At 67.3% G+C, this 16231-nt stretch carries 10 protein-coding genes; 3 read left to right on the forward strand and 7 right to left on the reverse strand.

Annotation, left to right across the window (positions count from 1 at the left end):
- The first annotated feature begins 1 nt into the window (after position 1).
- Complete coding sequence (locus SK095_RS03910) at positions 2-949, forward strand: electron transfer flavoprotein subunit alpha/FixB family protein (protein ID WP_320547935.1); 948 nt, start codon at positions 2-4, stop codon at positions 947-949.
- Between the two features lie 127 nt (positions 950-1076).
- The gene (locus SK095_RS03915) at positions 1077-2732 is read left to right on the forward strand and encodes an electron transfer flavoprotein-ubiquinone oxidoreductase (protein ID WP_320547936.1); all 1656 of its coding nucleotides are present in this window, start codon (positions 1077-1079) and stop codon (positions 2730-2732) included.
- A 66-nt stretch (positions 2733-2798) separates the two neighbouring features.
- On the opposite strand, the gene SK095_RS03920 is transcribed toward SK095_RS03915, so the two are convergent.
- Positions 2799-3710, reverse strand: coding sequence for a LysR family transcriptional regulator (locus SK095_RS03920; protein WP_320547937.1), 912 nt, complete (start codon positions 3708-3710; stop codon positions 2799-2801).
- Positions 3711-3809: 99 nt separating this feature from the next.
- On the opposite strand from SK095_RS03920, the gene SK095_RS03925 reads away from it, so the two are divergent.
- Positions 3810-5141 carry an aspartate aminotransferase family protein gene (locus tag SK095_RS03925; protein ID WP_320547938.1) on the forward strand — a complete coding sequence of 444 codons (1332 nt, stop codon included), beginning with the start codon at positions 3810-3812 and terminating at the stop codon, positions 5139-5141.
- Positions 5142-5253: 112 nt separating this feature from the next.
- On the opposite strand, the gene SK095_RS03930 is transcribed toward SK095_RS03925, so the two are convergent.
- The 6 genes from SK095_RS03930 to SK095_RS03955 form a co-directional block, all read right to left on the reverse strand.
- Positions 5254-6915: a fatty acid--CoA ligase gene (locus SK095_RS03930; protein ID WP_320547939.1), complete on the reverse strand. Its 1662-nt coding sequence runs from the start codon at positions 6913-6915 to the stop codon at positions 5254-5256.
- Between the two features lie 302 nt (positions 6916-7217).
- Positions 7218-8996 (reverse strand): acyl-CoA dehydrogenase C-terminal domain-containing protein, encoded by a 1779-nt coding sequence (locus tag SK095_RS03935; protein ID WP_320547940.1) that lies wholly within the window; start codon positions 8994-8996, stop codon positions 7218-7220.
- 55 nt (positions 8997-9051) lie between these two features.
- Positions 9052-11610 carry an efflux RND transporter permease subunit gene (locus SK095_RS03940; RefSeq protein ID WP_320547941.1) on the reverse strand — a complete coding sequence of 853 codons (2559 nt, stop codon included), beginning with the start codon at positions 11608-11610 and terminating at the stop codon, positions 9052-9054.
- Between the two features lie 29 nt (positions 11611-11639).
- Positions 11640-12713: a WD40/YVTN/BNR-like repeat-containing protein gene (locus SK095_RS03945; protein WP_136488283.1), complete on the reverse strand. Its 1074-nt coding sequence runs from the start codon at positions 12711-12713 to the stop codon at positions 11640-11642.
- A gap of 143 nt (positions 12714-12856) precedes the next feature.
- Positions 12857-14215, reverse strand: a complete 1359-nt coding sequence (locus SK095_RS03950) for a DUF1329 domain-containing protein (protein WP_320547942.1) — start codon at positions 14213-14215, stop codon at positions 12857-12859.
- A gap of 39 nt (positions 14216-14254) precedes the next feature.
- Positions 14255-16183: a DUF1302 domain-containing protein gene (locus tag SK095_RS03955; protein WP_320547943.1), complete on the reverse strand. Its 1929-nt coding sequence runs from the start codon at positions 16181-16183 to the stop codon at positions 14255-14257.
- Between the last annotated feature and the right edge of the window lie 48 nt (positions 16184-16231).

Below are 16231 nucleotides of genomic sequence, written 5' to 3' on the forward strand. Positions count from 1 at the left end.
GATGGCAATCCTGGTAATCGCTGAACACAACAACAGTGCCCTGGCTGCCGCCACCCTCAACACCGTGGCCGCCGCCGCTCAGATCGGTGGCGATGTCCATATGCTGGTCGCAGGCCAAGGCTGCGGCGCGGTGGCCGAGGCTGCCGCCCAGGTCGCGGGCGTGGCCAAGGTGCTGCTCGCCGACGCCCCGGCCTACGCCCACCAGCTGCCGGAAAACGTCGCGCCGCTGATCGTCGAGCTGGCCCGTGGGACCTCGCCGGCCGCTTACAGCCACGTGCTGGCCCCGGCCACCACCAACGGCAAGAACTACCTGCCGCGCGTCGCCGCCCTGCTCGACGTCGACCAGATCTCCGAGATCGTCAAGGTGATCGGGGCCGACACCTTCCAGCGTCCGATCTACGCCGGCAACGCCATCGCCACCGTGCAGTCCGAGGCCTCAGTCAAGGTCATCACCGTGCGCAGCACCGGCTTCGACGCCGTGGCCGCCACCGGGGGAGGTGCCGCCATCGAGGCCATCGGCGCCTCCTGCGATGCCGGCGTGTCCAGCTTCGTCGGTGAGGAGCTGGCCAAGTCCGAACGTCCCGAGCTGACCGCCGCCAAGGTGGTGGTCTCCGGTGGTCGCGGCATGCAGAACGGCGACAACTTCCAGCTGCTCTACGGCGTGGCCGACAAGCTCGGTGCTGCCGTCGGTGCCTCGCGCGCCGCGGTGGACGCCGGCTTCGTGCCCAACGACATGCAGGTCGGCCAGACCGGCAAGATAGTCGCCCCGCAGCTGTACGTCGCCGTCGGCATCTCCGGCGCCATCCAGCACCTGGCCGGCATGAAGGATTCGAAAGTCATCGTGGCGATCAACAAGGACGAGGAGGCGCCGATCTTCCAGGTCGCCGACTACGGCCTGGTCGCCGACCTGTTCGAGGCCGTGCCGGAGCTGTCTAGTCTGCTTGGCTGATTCGCCAGGCGGCACCAGCAGCTATTGTTGCCGCCGGCACTCAGCGTGCGCTCGAGGACATGGGCAACCCACGGGTTGCCCATTTTCCTGCCTGCCGGTTTTCTGCGAAGAAATTTGAGGTCACGAAATGCAACGCGAATACATGGAATTCGACGTGGTCATCGTCGGCGCTGGCCCTGCCGGACTGTCGGCCGCCTGCCGCCTGAAGCAGAAGGCCGCCGAAGCCGGCCAGGAGCTCAGCGTCTGCGTGGTGGAAAAAGGCTCCGAAGTCGGCGCCCACATCCTCTCCGGCGCGGTGTTCGAACCGCGCGCGCTGGCCGAACTGTTCCCCGACTGGAAGAGCCTCGGCGCCCCGCTCAACACCCCGGTCAAGCGCGACGACATCTACCTGCTGAAGAGCAGCGAGGCCGCCACCAGGATCCCCGACTTCGCCGTGCCCAAGACCATGCACAACGAAGGCAACTACATCATCTCCCTGGGCAACCTGTGCCGCTGGCTGGCCCAGCAGGCCGAGAATCTGGGCGTGGAGATCTACCCGGGCTTCGCCGCCCAGGAAGCGCTGATCGACGAGCAGGGCGTGGTGCGCGGCATCGTCACCGGCGATCTGGGCGTCGACCACGAAGGCCAGCCGAAGGACGGCCTGTACACCCCGGGCATGGAACTGCGCGCCAAGTACACCCTGTTCGCCGAAGGCTGCCGCGGCCATATCGGCAAGCAGCTGATCCAGCGCTACAAGCTCGACGCCAGGGCCGACGCCCAGCACTACGGCATCGGCATCAAGGAGCTGTGGGAGATCGACCCGGCGAAACACGAGCAGGGCCTGGTGGTGCACACCGCCGGCTGGCCGCTCAACGACGACAACCCCGGCGGCTCCTTCCTCTATCACCTGGAGAACAACCAGGTGGTGGTCGGCCTGATCGTCGACCTGTCCTACAGCAACCCCTACCTGTCGCCGTTCGACGAGTTCCAGCGCTACAAGCACCACCCGGTGATCAGGCAGTACCTGGAGGGCGGCAAGCGCATCGCCTACGGCGCCCGCGCCATCTGCAAGGGTGGCCTCAACTCGCTGCCGAAGATGGTGTTCCCCGGCGGCGCGCTGATCGGCTGCGATCTGGGCACCCTCAACTTCGCCAAGATCAAGGGCAGCCACACCGCGATGAAGTCCGGCATGCTGGCCGCCGAGGCGATCGTCGAGGCGCTGGGTGCCGGCCGCGAGGGCGGCGACGAGCTGAACAACTACGTCAAGGCCTTCGAGGACAGCTGGCTGTACGACGAGCTGTTCCGCAGCCGCAACTTCGGCGCGGCGATGCACAAGTTCGGCGCCATCCTCGGCGGCGCGTTCAACTTCGTCGACCAGAACCTGTTCGGCGGCAAGATTCCGCTGACCCTGCACGACAACAAGCCGGACTACGCCTGCCTGAAGCCGGCCGCCGAGTCGCAGAAGATCGACTACCCCAAGCCGGACGGCAAACTGAGCTTCGACAAGCTGTCCTCGGTGTTCCTCTCCAACACCAACCACGAGGAAGACCAGCCCTGCCACCTGAAGCTGGCCGACGCCTCGATCCCGCTCACCAAGAACCTGCCGCTGTACGACGAGCCGGCGCAGCGCTACTGCCCGGCCGGGGTGTACGAGATCGTCACCCAGGAAAGCGGCGAGAAGAAGTTCCAGATCAACGCGCAGAACTGCGTGCACTGCAAGACCTGCGACATCAAGGACCCGGCGCAGAACATCACCTGGATGACCCCGGAGGGCACCGGCGGGCCGACCTATCCCAACATGTGACGGCATGGTCCGCTCGGCTCAGCGGGGAGCCGAGCGGGCGGCAGCGGGCCCGGTCCTGAGCAGGATTCAGCGGGTGTGCTGCAAGGCGTCGAGGAAGTGCTCGAGGATCAGGTTCTGCCGGCGCCCCTTGCGGGTGGCGACCGCCAGCCGGACGTCGAAGGACAGGCGCTGCGGATTCAGCGGCGCCATCAGCCCCCGGTCCACCCAGGTCGCCGCGTAGTGATCGGGCAGGAAGCCGATGTAGCCGCCGGTGAGGATCAGGAAGGCGATGCCCTCGCGGTCGGTGGCCGAGGCGGTGGCGTTGAGCCGCTGGTGCAGGCCGATCGCCTCGGCGGTCATCCCGTAGCTGGGCACCACCGCATCGGCGCGCCCCAGTTCCTCGTCGCTCACCGTGGCGGCGCGGGTGAACAGCGGGTGCTCGTGGCTGCAGTACAGGCATGAGCGCTCCTCGTAGAGCAGGCTGTACTCCAGGCCCGACAGCGGGGTGATCAGCGGCAGCGCGCCGACGTGCAGGCGTCCGTCCAGCAGCCCGCGCTCGATCTCGCCCGGCTTGCTCATGCTGATGTTGATGCGCACCCCGGCGCCCTGCGCCCGCAGCCCCTTGAGGGCCTGGGTGATGCGCATCCGCGGCTGGGTCACCAGGTTGTTGACGATGCCGATGTTGAGGTCGCCGCGCAGCTGCCGGTGCAGCAGGTTGACCTCGCTGCGGAAACCCTCGATGGCCGCCAGTACCACCTCGCCGGCACGCAGCACCTCGCGGCCCTCGTCGGTGAGGGCGAAGCCGGCCCGACCGCGCTGGCACAGGCGCATGCCGAGGCGCTTCTCCAGGTCGCTCATGTGCAGGCTGATCGCCGAGCGGCTGATGCCCAGGGCGCTTTCGGCGGCGGAGAAGCTGCCGCACTCGGCCACCGTCTTGAACAGCCGCAGCAGGCGCAGGTCGAAGTCGCTGACCTGGCTCAGGGGAGTCTTCCGGGGCATACGTGAGCGTTTCCGAAAGTCGAGTTGAGAAGATTCAGATTTAACTCACCCAACCTTCCGGCACAAGCTGGCTGCACGCCCAACCGCCGGGACCCCGTCATGAACCAGCGCCTGCTCGCCAGCCAGCTCAAGCTGGATGCCCACTGGATGCCCTTCTCCGCCAACCGCAACTTCCAGCGCGACCCGCGGCTGATCGTCGGCGCCGAAGGCAGCTGGCTGCTCGACAGCGACGGGCGCCGGGTCTACGACGGCCTGTCCGGACTGTGGACCTGCGGCGCCGGCCATGCGCGCCAGGAGATCCGGGAGGCGGTGGCCAGGCAGCTCGGCACCCTCGACTACTCGCCGGGCTTCCAGTTCGGCCACCCGCTGTCGTTCCGGCTGGCCGAGCAGATCGCCGAGCTGACCCCGGGCGAGCTGAACCACGTGTTCTTCACCGGCTCGGGCTCCGAGTGCACCGACACCGCGGTGAAGATGGCCAAGGCCTACTGGCGCCTGAAGGGCCAGCCGACCAAGACCAGGTTCATCGGCCGCGCCCGCGGCTACCACGGGGTCAACATCGCCGGCACCAGCCTCGGCGGCATCGGCGGCAACCGCAAGATGTACGGCCAGCTGATGGACGTCGACCACCTGCCGCACACCCTGCAGCCGGAACTGGCCTTCACCCGCGGCATGGCCGAGAGCGGCGGCGTGGCGCTGGCCAACGAGCTGCTCAAGCTGATCGAACTGCACGACGCCTCCAACATCGCCGCGGTGATCGTCGAGCCGATGTCCGGCTCGGCCGGGGTCATAGTGCCGCCGCAGGGCTACCTGCAGCGCCTGCGCGAGATCTGCGATGCGCACAGCATCCTGCTGATCTTCGACGAGGTGATCACCGCCTTCGGCCGCCTCGGCAGGTGGACCGGCGCCGAGTACTTCGGCGTGACCCCGGACCTGATGAACGTGGCCAAGCAGATCACCAACGGCGCCATCCCCATGGGCGCGGTGATCGCCAGCCGCGAGATCTACGAGACCTTCATGCAGCAGAACAGCCCGGAGTACGCCGTCGAGTTCACCCACGGCTACACCTACTCGGCGCACCCGGTGGCCTGCGCCGCCGCCCTGGCCACCCTGGAGCTGCTGAAGAAGGACAACCTGGTCCAGCAGTCCGCCGAGCTGGCGCCGCATTTCGAGCAGGCGCTGCACGGCCTCAAGGGCGCCAGGCACGTGCTCGACATCCGCAACTGCGGCCTGGCCGGTGCCCTGCAGCTCGCCCCGCGCGACGGCGACGCCATCGTCCGCCCGTTCGAGACCGGCATGGCGCTGTGGAAGGCCGGCTTCTACGTGCGTTTCGGCAGCGACACCCTGCAGTTCGGCCCGACCTTCAACGCCCGGCCGGAAGACCTCGACCGTCTGTTCGACGCGGTCGGCCAGGCCCTGCAGGGCGTCGCCTGATTGCCGCCAGTCACCCGACAAACCCAATCCATGTTGCCCCACCCGCGCGGCGGGGCCTGTCGAGCCAGGGAAAATCTGATGACCGGCCCCCCGAGAGTCAGCCGGTCATCGCTCAGGCAGTGGTCGCGACCGCAGCCAGCTCGGTCTCGCGGATCAGCTTCTTGTTGATCTTGCCGACACTGGTCTTGGGGATGTCGGCGACGAAACGGATCTGCCGCGGAATCGCCCACTTGTTGATGTGGCCGCTTGCCACGAACTGCTGCAGGTGCACCTCGATGGCCTGCTGGTCGAGGTTCTCGCCCGGCGCGCAGACCACCAGGGCCAGCGGCCGCTCGCCCCACTGCTCGTCGGGAATGCCCACCACGGCCACCGAGGCGACCGCCGCGTGCTGGCTGATCAGGCTCTCCAGCTCCAGCGAGCTGATCCACTCGCCGCCGGTCTTGATCACGTCCTTGATGCGGTCCTTGATCTCCACCACACCGCGCGCGTCGATCGAGGCCATGTCGCCGGTGTGCAGCCAGCCGCCGTCCCACAGTTCGGCGCCCTTCTCCGGCTCCTTCAGGTAGCCCTGGGTCAGCCAGGGCGCACGCACCACGATCTCGCCCAGCGCCGCGCCATCGTGCGGCACGTCGTTGCCGGCGCCGTCGACGATGCGCAGGTCGACCAGCGGGATCGGCACACCGGTCTTGATGCGCTCCGGCAGCTGCTCGTCCATCGGCAGGGCGAGGTCCTCGGCGCGCAGGTGGGTCAGGGTCAGCAGCGGACAGGTCTCGGACATGCCGTAGCCGGCATGGATGAGCATGCCCTGCTGGCTGGCCTGACGCGCCAGGCCGAGGGTCAGCGCGCTGCCGCCGAGCAGCATCTTCCAGCCGGCGAAGTCGGTCTGCTTGCCCTGCTCGCAGTCCAGCATCATCTGCAGGATGGTCGGCACGCAGTGGGAGAAGGTCACCCCCTCCTCGCGGAACAGGCGGACCAGCAGGTTCGGCTCGTAGCGGCCGGGGTAGACCTGCTTGACGCCCATCGCCGTGGCCACGTAGGGCACGCCCCAGGCATGCACGTGGAACATCGGGGTGATCGGCATGTACACGTCGCTGGAGCGCAGCAACGGCTGGCCCTCCCAGCCGGCGAAGGTGCCCAGCTCGTTGAGGGTGTGCAGCACCAGCTGGCGGTGGGTGAAGTACACGCCCTTCGGATGGCCGGTGGTGCCGGTGGTGTAGAACAGGGTCGCCACCGAGTTCTCGTCGAAGTCGGGGAACTCGAAGTGGCTGGCGGCACCGGCCAGCAGCGCCTCGTACTCGCCCACCAGCGGCAGCTGCGTGGCCTTGGCATCGCTCTCGGTGAGCTGCACGTAGCCCTTCACGGTAGCCAGCTCGCCGTGGATCTGCTCCAGCAGCGGCAGGAAGTCGTCATGCACCAGGACGATGTCGTCCTCGGCATGGTTCATGGTGTAGATGATCTGCTCCGGCGACAGGCGCACGTTCACCGTGTGCAGCACCGCACCGAGCATCGGCACGGCGAAGAAGCACTCCAGCGAGCGGTGGCTGTCCCAGTCCAGCAGCGCCACGGTGTCGCCGGCCTTGATGCCGGCAGCGCTCAGCGCGTTGGCCAGGCGCTGGATGCGCTCGTTGAGAGTGCGGTAGCTGTAGCGCAGCTTGTCGGAGTAGACGATTTGCTGGTCCGGCTGGTAGCGCACCCCGGACAGCAGCAGGCGCTTGATCAGCAGCTGGTAGTTGTAGGCACCTTGCGCAGGCGGAATTATTTTTGTCATCGCCATGTTTGTGTTCCCGACTTTGCCAATCTGAAATTTGGGTTCGCTGCACGCGGGGAAGCCGGTATCCGCACCGGCCGGAGCACGCGACCGGAGGGCCTGATTCCCCTATGGAGCGAACAGTAAATAGCCCTCCCCTCGACCGCTTCACATTCCACGCCACACACTTGTCATTTGATGACAACCTGTACTTCTGCAGGGCGTGCGTGGCCCGCCGCTGCAGCGCGGAAAGCGGGGAATGAGGAGATGGGGGTAAGCGGCGCCGCCACGCCCCGGCTAAAGGGCGTGGCGAGCGCGGAGGGACGCGATCAGAACTGCTCGGCGTCCAGCAGGTACAGGCTCTCGCTGCCGGCGCGCACCGAGGCGCTCAGCGAGTGGATACGCGGCAGCAGGCGCGCGAAGTAGAAGCGCGCGGTGCCGAGCTTGCTGGCGTAGAAGTCGTCCTCGCCCTGCCTGGCCAGCGCCACGGCGGCCATGCGCGCCCACAGGTAGGCGTACACGGTGTAGCCGAAGGTGTGCAGGTACTCGACCGAGGCGGCGCCGATCTCGTTGGGGTTGGTCTGCGCCTTGTCGATCACCCAGGCGGTCAGCGCGTCGAGGTTGTCCACCGCGGCCTTGAGCGGCGCAGTGAACTCGGCCAGCGAGGCGTCGGCGCCGGCTATGAAGGCATTGATCTCCTCGGACAGGTGGCGGTAGTAGCTGCCGCCGCTGGCGACCACCTTGCGGCCCATCAGGTCCAGCGACTGGATGCCGTTGGTGCCTTCGTAGATCTGGGTGATGCGGCAGTCGCGGATCAGCTGCTCCTGGCCCCACTCGCGGATGTAGCCGTGGCCGCCGAACACCTGCTGGCCGTGGATGGTGGTTTCCAGGCCCATGTCGGTGAGGAAGGCCTTGGCCACCGGGGTCAGCAGGGCAACCAGCTCCTCGGCGCGCTTGCGGGTGGCGGCGTCCTCGCTGTACTTGGCGAGGTCGAGCTGCAGGGCCACGAAGCTGGAGAAGGCGCGGCCGCCCTCGTTGAGCGCCTTCATGGTCAGCAGCATGCGGCGCACGTCCGGATGCACGATGATCGGGTCGGCCGCCTTGTCCTTCGCCACCGCACCGGTCGGCGCGCGGCTCTGGATGCGCTCGCGGGCATATTCCACGGCGTTCTGGTAGGAGCGCTCGCCGAGGGCCAGGCCCTGGATGCCGACGCCCAGGCGCTCGTAGTTCATCATGGTGAACATGGCGTTGAGGCCCTTGTTCACTTCGCCGACCAGGTAACCGGTGGCGCCGTCGAAGTTCATCACGCAGGTGGCCGAGGCCTTGATGCCCATCTTGTGCTCGATGGAGCCGCAGCTCACCGCGTTGCGCTCGCCCAGCGCGCCGTCGGCCTCGACCATCACCTTGGGCACCAGGAACAGCGAGATGCCCTTGGGACCGGCCGGGGCGTCCGGCAGCTTGGCCAGTACCAGGTGGATGAGGTTCTCGGACAGGTCCTGCTCGCCGCCGGTGATGAAGATCTTGGTGCCGCTGACCTTGTAGCTGCCGTCGGCCTGCGGCTCGGCCCGGGTGCGGATGATGCCGAGGTCGGTGCCGGCGTGCGGCTCGGTCAGGCACATGGAGCCGGCCCAGCGGCCTTCGTACATGGCCGGCAGGTACTGCGCCTTCAGCTCCTCGCTGGCGTGGTTGAGGACCGCCAGGCAGGCGCCGGCGGTCAGCATCGGATACAGGGCGAAGGACAGGTTGGCCGAGTTGACCATCTCCTCGACCTGGGCGCCGATCACCTTGGGCATGCCCATGCCGCCGAACTCCGGCGAGCCGCCGACGCCGACCCAGCCGCCTTCGGCGTAGGTGCGCCAGGCCGCGGGGAAACCGGCCGGGGTCTGCACGGCGCCGTCGTGCCAGGAGCAGCCTTCCTCGTCGCCGCTGCGGTTCAGCGGGGCGATCACCCCTGCGGTGACCTTGCCGGCCTCCTCGAGGATGGCGCGCGCGGTATCGGCGTCGACGACCTCGGCCAGCTCCGGCAGCTCGGCCCACAGTTTGGAAACTTCGAAGACTTCATTGAGCACGAAGTCCATGTCGCGAAGGGGCGCTTTGTAATCGGACATTGCTAACACTCACCCTGATTTCTGCTGTTGTAGTAGTAGCCGTCGTTGCGGCCATTCACCGCTGTTTTTGTATCAGGCCACGATCGGCGCATGCTTCGAACTCGGGGTGGATTTGCGGGTTGACCTGGGCCGGGGCCCGGGTGGAACCGCTCTCCACCTGCCGTTCGGCGACCGTGCCGCTGCGCTTGTCCGGCAGCAGGAAGTAGGATAGCGCCGGGATCAGGATCAGTGCGCCGAGCATGTTCCACAGGAACATGAAGGTCAGCAGGATGCCCATGTCGGCCTGGAACTTGATCGGCGACCAGGCCCAGCCCACCACGCCGGCGGCCAGGGTGATGCCGACCAGGCCGACCACCCGGCCGGTGAAGGCCACGGCGTTCTCGTAGGCGTCGGACAGCGACATGCCCTGGCGCTGGTAGTGCAGCTGCACGCTGAGCAGGTACAGCGCGTAGTCGACGCCGATGCCCACGCCGAGGGCGATCACCGGCAGGGTCGCCACCTTCACGCCGATGCCCATGGCCACCATCAGCGCCTCGCAGAGCACCGAGGTGAGCACCAGCGGCAGCAGCGCCACCAGGGTCGCCCGCCAGCTGCGGAAGGTGAACAGGCAGAACACGGTCACCGCCAGGTAGACGAACAGCAGCATGGTGCGGTTGGCCTCGCGGACCACGATGTTGGTGGCCGCCTCGATGCCGGCGCTGCCGGCGGCGAGCAGGAACTGGCGCTCCTCGCTGCTGTTCTCGCGGGCGAAGCGGTCGGCGATGGCCACCACTTCATCCAGGGTCTCGGCCTTGTGGTCCTTGAGGTAGGCGATCACCGGCATCACCGAGCAGTCGCTGTTGAACAGCTCGGGGGCGTTCACCGAGGCCTGCTGGGCGGCGTAGTTCAGCATGTCCTGGTTGCGCTGGATGCTGTTCATCTTCGGGTTGCCCTCGAAGGTGCCGGCGGTGATCTGGCGCACCGCGTTGACCAGCGACACGGTGGTCTGCACCCCCGGATGCTGCTGCAGCTCCCAGGCCAGACGGTCGGCGAGGACCAGGGTCTGGTAGTTGAGGCAGCCTTCCGGCGCGGTCTTGACCATCACTGCGAACAGGTCGCTGGACAGCGCGTAGTGGCTGGTGATGTAGGCGTTGTCGCGGTTGTAGCGGGAATCCTCCCGCAGTTCCGGGGCGCCGCTGTCCAGATCGCCGATCTTCAGCTGCAGGCTGGCGATGAAGCCGCCGATGCCCATCAGCGTCGCCACCAGCACCGCACCGGTCGCCCACTTGCGGGAGGTGAACAGGTCGAGCAGGTCCCACAGCTTGCCGAAACCGCGATGCTGGGCGGCCCGCGAGTCGATGCGCAGGGCGCGCTCGGCGGCCTTGCTGCCGACGCCGATGTAGGACAGCGCCACCGGCATCAGCAGCAGCGAGGTGAAGATCAGCACGGCCACGCCGATGCTGGCGGTGACCGCCAGGTCCTGGATCACCGGGATGTCGATCAGCATCAGCACGGCGAAGCCCACCGCGTCGGCCAGCAGCGCGGTGACCCCGGCGATGAACAGGCGGCGGAAGGTGTAGCGCGCGGCGATCTGCTTGTGGGTGCCGCGGCCGATGTCCTGCATGATGCCGTTCATCTTCTGCGCCGCGTGCGACACGCCGATGGCGAAGATCAGGAACGGCACCAGGATCGAATAGGGATCGATGGCGTAGCCCATCCAGGCGACGATGCCCAGCTGCCAGACCACCGCGGCCAGCGAGCAGCCGACCACCAGCAGGGTGCTGCGTACGCAGCGGGTGTAGAGGAAGATGATCACCAGCGAGGTGACCACCGCCAGGGCGAAGAACAGCATCACCTGGATCAGGCCGTCGATCAGGTCGCCCATCAGCTTGGCGAAGCCGATCACGCGGATCTTGTACTTGCCGCTGCCCTCCTCGCCGCTCGCCGCCGCCTTGGCGTCGCCGGCGAACTCGTACTTGGCACGCAGCTTCTCCTCGAGCATCTGCGAGAACTTGTGGTAGTCGATGCCGTGGCCGGTGGCCGAGTCCTGGTCGAGCAGCGGCACGATCAGCATGGTCGACTTCAGGTCGCTGGCCACCAGGCTGCCGACGATGCCGGCGCGGTTGATGTTCTGGCGCAGCTGCTCGATGTCGGCCGGCGAACCCGCGTAGTTGTCGGGCATCACCGGGCCGCCCTGGAAGCCTTCCTCGGTGACCTCGGTCCAGCGCACCGCCGGGCTCCACAGCGACTTCATCCAGGCGCGGTCGACGCCCTCGGCGAGGAACAGCTCGTCGTTGACCTGCTTGAGAACATCCAGGTACTCGGGATCGAAGATGTCGCCCTGGGTGTTCTCCACCACCACCCGCACCGAGTTGCCCAGGCCGCGCAGCGATTTGCGGTTCTCCAGGAAATTCTGGATGTAGGGCTGGCTCTGCGGAATCATCTTGTCGAAGCTGGGACGCAGCTCCAGGCGGGTGACGGCCATGTAGCCCAGCACCACGGTGACCAGCGCCATCATCAGCATGAACAGCGGCCGGTAGTTGAACACCAGGCGCTCCAGCAGATTGCCGGAGCGCGGGTCGAACTCACGCAAGTCGCGGATCACCGGCATGGTGTCTTGCTTGATATTGCCCATGTCTGGGTACTCGCTCTGTTTTCTTATCGTTATTCGACGGGCAGCGCACGCACGCCACGTTCACCGACCAGCACCAGGCCGGCGCTGCCGGCGGGTGCGGCGCCGGCCACCGGCGCCAGGCTCTGCTGCGGCACCAGCACCACGCCCGCGCCATCGTCACGCCCGCGCAGGGCATGGCCGGCGAGGCTGAACAGCCAGATGTCGCCGCCGGCATCCAGGGCGCCGGCGGTGATGCTCACCGGCAGACCGGTGTCCACCTGGCTCCAGCTCTGCCCGCCGTCGCTGCTGCGGAACACGTGGCCGCGCAGGCCGTAGGCGAACACTTCGCCGGGCTTGCCGACCACGCCGAACCAGGTGCCCTGGTAGGGCGACGGCAGCGCCGCGAAGCGCTGCTGGCCGGCATCCCACTTGAGCAGCAGGCCCTGCTCGCCGGCGAGGTACAGCTCGTCGCCGACCGCGGCGATGGCGTTGAGGTGCAGGCTCTGCGGGTTGTCGGTGCGATCCTGCATGGGCACCCAGCTCCGGCCGCCATCCTCGGTACGCAGGATCAGGTTGAACACGCCGACCAGGTAGCCGCGCTTGTCGTCGGCGAACCACACATCGAGCAGCGGCTTGTCGGCGCCCTCGGCGACCAGGCGCTCGCCCTCGGCGACGAACTGCGCCCACTGCTCGTTGTCCGGCTCGGCGCTGGCCAGCGCCTGGTAGTGGGCCAGCACCCGCTCGCCGATCTGCCGGCCGTCGAGCTGCCTGACCCAGCTGGCGCCGCCGTCGCTGCTGTGCAGCACCACGCCGTCGTTGCCGACCGCCCAACCCTGCTTCGCAGTCGGGAAATGCACGGCGTTGAGATCGGAACTGACCGGCACGCTGGCCTGCTGCCAGTTCTTGCCGGCATCGTCGGAATACAGGATGTGCCCGCGCTGGCCGACCGCCACCAGCCGCTCACCGGCCCGTGCCACGTCGCGCAGCGGGCTGCGCGTCGCCAGGGCGCTCGGCTTGGCCGGCAGGTCCAGCACATCCACGAAGGTGGCTGCCTGGGCGATGCCCTGCAGCGAGCCCAGTGCGATACCCAGCGCCAGCAGCGCGGACTTCTTGAAGGAACCCATTACCGCGTCCTCTTGGGGAAACCGTACCGGGTCGCGGCGAGGCGCCACCCGGAATCACGTCGCATCGGGAGCCGCAAGGCTCCCGGCCGCCACCCTTCGCCGTCCTGAATGGCGAGGGGTGGCGGCCTGTCGCAGAGCCTTGCTCAGCGGATGCCGGCGCCGGCCAGGGACTCCGGCGACCACTGGGTCTTGGAGAGCGGCGCGATGTACTTGATGCCGCCGTACGGGCCGACCACGCCGTTGATGTTGTAGGTGCCGCCGATCAGGTCGTAGATCATGAACGGGGTGGCGTCCGGGGTCTGCTTGTCGTAGCTCTGGGTCAGGAAGGCGAAGGAGCCGCGATACAGCTGGCCACGGGCGTCATACTGGTCGGAAGCCAGGGCCACCCAGCTGTCCTCGTCCAGGTAGAAGCGGCGCTTGTGGTAGATGTGGCGGGCGTTCGGCTTCAGGGTGCCCTCGACCACCCACACGCGGTGCTTCTCCCAGCGCACCGCATCCGGATTCAGGTGGTTGGCGGTGGTCAGTTGCTTGGGATCGGTGGCGTAGGTCAGCTTGTAGGTGTTGTACGGAACGTACATTTCCTTCTTGCCTTCCAGTTTCCACTCGTAGCGGTCCAGCGCGCCGTTGAACACGAACACGTCGTCGTAGGTGCCGGAGCCGGAAGTACCGGGGTTCGGCGTGTCGTAGGCCAGGTTGGGCGCCAGCTTGACGCGACGCTGGCCGGGCAGGTACTGCCAGGCGCTGCGCGGCTGCACCAGCGGGTTGGCGGCGTCGCGCAGCATGATGGCCTCGCCGGCGCGACGGGCCGGCGCGGTGTAGGCCAGCTTCATCTGGTAGTAGGTGTCCTTGGCGCCGATCGGCTTGGACATGTCCTCGTAGATCGGATAGCTGATGTGCGCCTGGCCGGTGGTGGACAGGGTCGCCTTGCCGGCGGCATCGACGTTCCACGAGTCGTACTTGGAGGCGATGCTCACGCCCTGGTAGCGCAGCAGGAAGTTCCACATCGCCTCGGCGCCGCTCTTCGGGATCGGGAAGGGAATGCCCGGCAGGACGTTCTCGACGGCGCTGCCGCCTTCCTTGGACTGCGCGTTGCTGGCGTTCTTCAGGGTGTTGGCGAGCACGTCCGGCGGCAGCGCCACGCTGCGGTGGGTCGGGTAGACGTCGACGCGGAAAGTCGGGAAGCGCCTGGCCAGCTCGACGGTGGTGGCGGTCAGCTGGTCCTTGTACTGGTCGACGTTCTTGCCGTCGATGCTCAGCAGCGGCTTCTCGCCAGCGAACGGATCGGGGCGCATGGAGTCGCCGTTCTTGAAACCGGCCGGCGGGGTGGTCAGGCCGCCCTGGTAGGCGGGAATGGCGCCGTCGGCGCTGGCGGCCGCGTCGGCACCGACCTTGGTCAGGCTGGCGCCGAGCTTGGCGGCTTCATCGGCGGATACGGCGGCATGGGCCTGGCCGGCGATGGCCAGGGCGAGAGAGGCTGCGATCAGGGTATGCACGAATTTCATATTGTTGTTTTCCTGCTCTAAGGCTGAGAAATACGCGGATCAGAAGGTGGTCTTGAGGGTCAGGTAGACCGCGCCGCGGTCTTCCGTGGTCGAACCACCACCGGAGAAGGACGAGTAGCCGCCGCCGTAGCAGGTGTAGTCCTGCTCGCCGTCGAAGGCGTTCGGGGTCGAGCCGTCGGTCTGGCCGTCATGGCAGGCCTTGGCCTCGCCGAAGGCGTCCACGTATTTCAGGTCGACGAAGTACTGGTTGTAGATGGCGGCGCTCAGGCCGACCGAGTAGTTGCCGGTGTCCTCCGCGCCACCGCCCTGCACCGGGGAAATGCCATCCAGGCCAAGGTTGACGGAAACCGGCATGCTCAGATCGACGCCGGGGACGACCTGGTACCAGGTCGGGGTGAAGTTGACGCCGATGCCCCAGTTGTCGCGGGTCGGCTTGTCGATGCCACGGTAGGTGCTCTTGCCCTTGTACAGCGCCTCGTTGTTGCCATCGAGTTCCAGCAGGTTGCTGTAGTACAGCTCGCCCAGCAGGGTGGCGGCATCGAACAGCGGGGTGTCGCCGATGGTCATCAGGCCGTTGAGGGTCCAGTGCAGGGTGTCGCCGGTGGCGCTCAGGCCGTCGCCGTCGCCCGGCACGTCGTAGATCACCCCGGTGCCTGCCGAGCGCGGCGGCAGCAGGCCGAAGCCGTTGCCCAGGCCGGCCGAGCTGGTCGAACTGACGATGGCCGGGATGCTGGCCAGCGGCATGTTGTGGCGGATGTTCAGGTCGCTGCCGACGCTGATGCCGGCGATCTCCTTGGACAGGCTGATGCCGTAGATGTCGATGTCGTCGGCGTAGGCGAACTGGTAGGTGGCAGTCTGCAGCGAGTTGTACAGGTTGGCGATCGGGCCACCGGCACCGGTGACGGTCAGGCCGCGGGCGTCCAGCCAGGCCTGCGGCAGGATCTCCGAGCTGTTGCGGTAGTAGACGCCCAGGGTGCCGTCCAGCCACTCCGGCGACCACTTGGCCATCACACCCCAGTCGCCGCGCTTGTCGGGGTTGAGGTCGTCGCCGCGGCGGATGGTGGTCAGCGCGCCCTGGACCGGGATCAGCCCAGGAGTGCCGGTGTGACCGAGCAGGAAGCTCTGCGCGCCCTCGCCCACCAGGTCGGAACCGCCGTAGTAGGTGCCGGCCTCCGGCAGGCGGGCGGCGTCCCACTCGAGGAAGTACTGGGCGCCGATGGTCAGCTCCGGGTTGACCTGGAAGGAGGCGGAAATCTGGTTGCGCGGGACGAACAGTTCCTTGGCCTCGGTGCCCGGCGAAGCGGCCAGCTTGGCCAGGTCCAGGCCCGACTGGCCGTAGCTCAGCGAATGCACCGGGTTGAGCAGGGTCTCGCCCCAGAACAGGTTGTGCTGGCCGATCTTGGTGCTGAATACCGACTGCTCGCCCACCTCGGTCTTGTAGAACACGAAGGCGTCGAGGATCTCGCCGGATGGGCCGCTGTAGTAGCGCTGCGCGTAGTTGCTCAGGTGCGGGCTGCCCAGCGGGACACCGGTGCCCGGCAGGCCGCCGATGCCCGGATTGATGCCGGACTGGTCGCCGTTGCCGTTGACGAACGGATTGGAGTTGGAGCCGGTGTTGTCATAGGCCTTGTCGTACCAGGCCGCACCGCTGACGCGAAAGCCCATCGACTCCTGGTAGATCACGTCCAGCTCGGACAGCAGGTCGACCCGGTTGGTGATGTTGGTGCCCGACTTGCGGAAGTTGTAGTCGCCGTCGTTGTTGTTCGGAGAGCCCAGGAAGCGCTTGCCGGCACTCTCGGTACGCACGCCGTAGTTGTACTTGACGGTGTTGTCGAAGCGCACCGACCAGTCCTCGCTGCCGGTGTCGATCTCGACGGCGTGGGCGGCGGGCAGCGAGGCCAGCATGATGGCGGTGGCCAGCAGGCTGCGACGCAGCGGGGTTGCACCGAGAGTTTGCTTGTTATGCATTGCGTTGACTCCGCTTGTTTTTATTGTTGTTGACGATGAATCGCTTTC

The sequence above is a fragment of the Pseudomonas sp. AN-1 genome (assembly GCF_034057115.1).
Classification (GTDB): domain Bacteria; phylum Pseudomonadota; class Gammaproteobacteria; order Pseudomonadales; family Pseudomonadaceae; genus Geopseudomonas.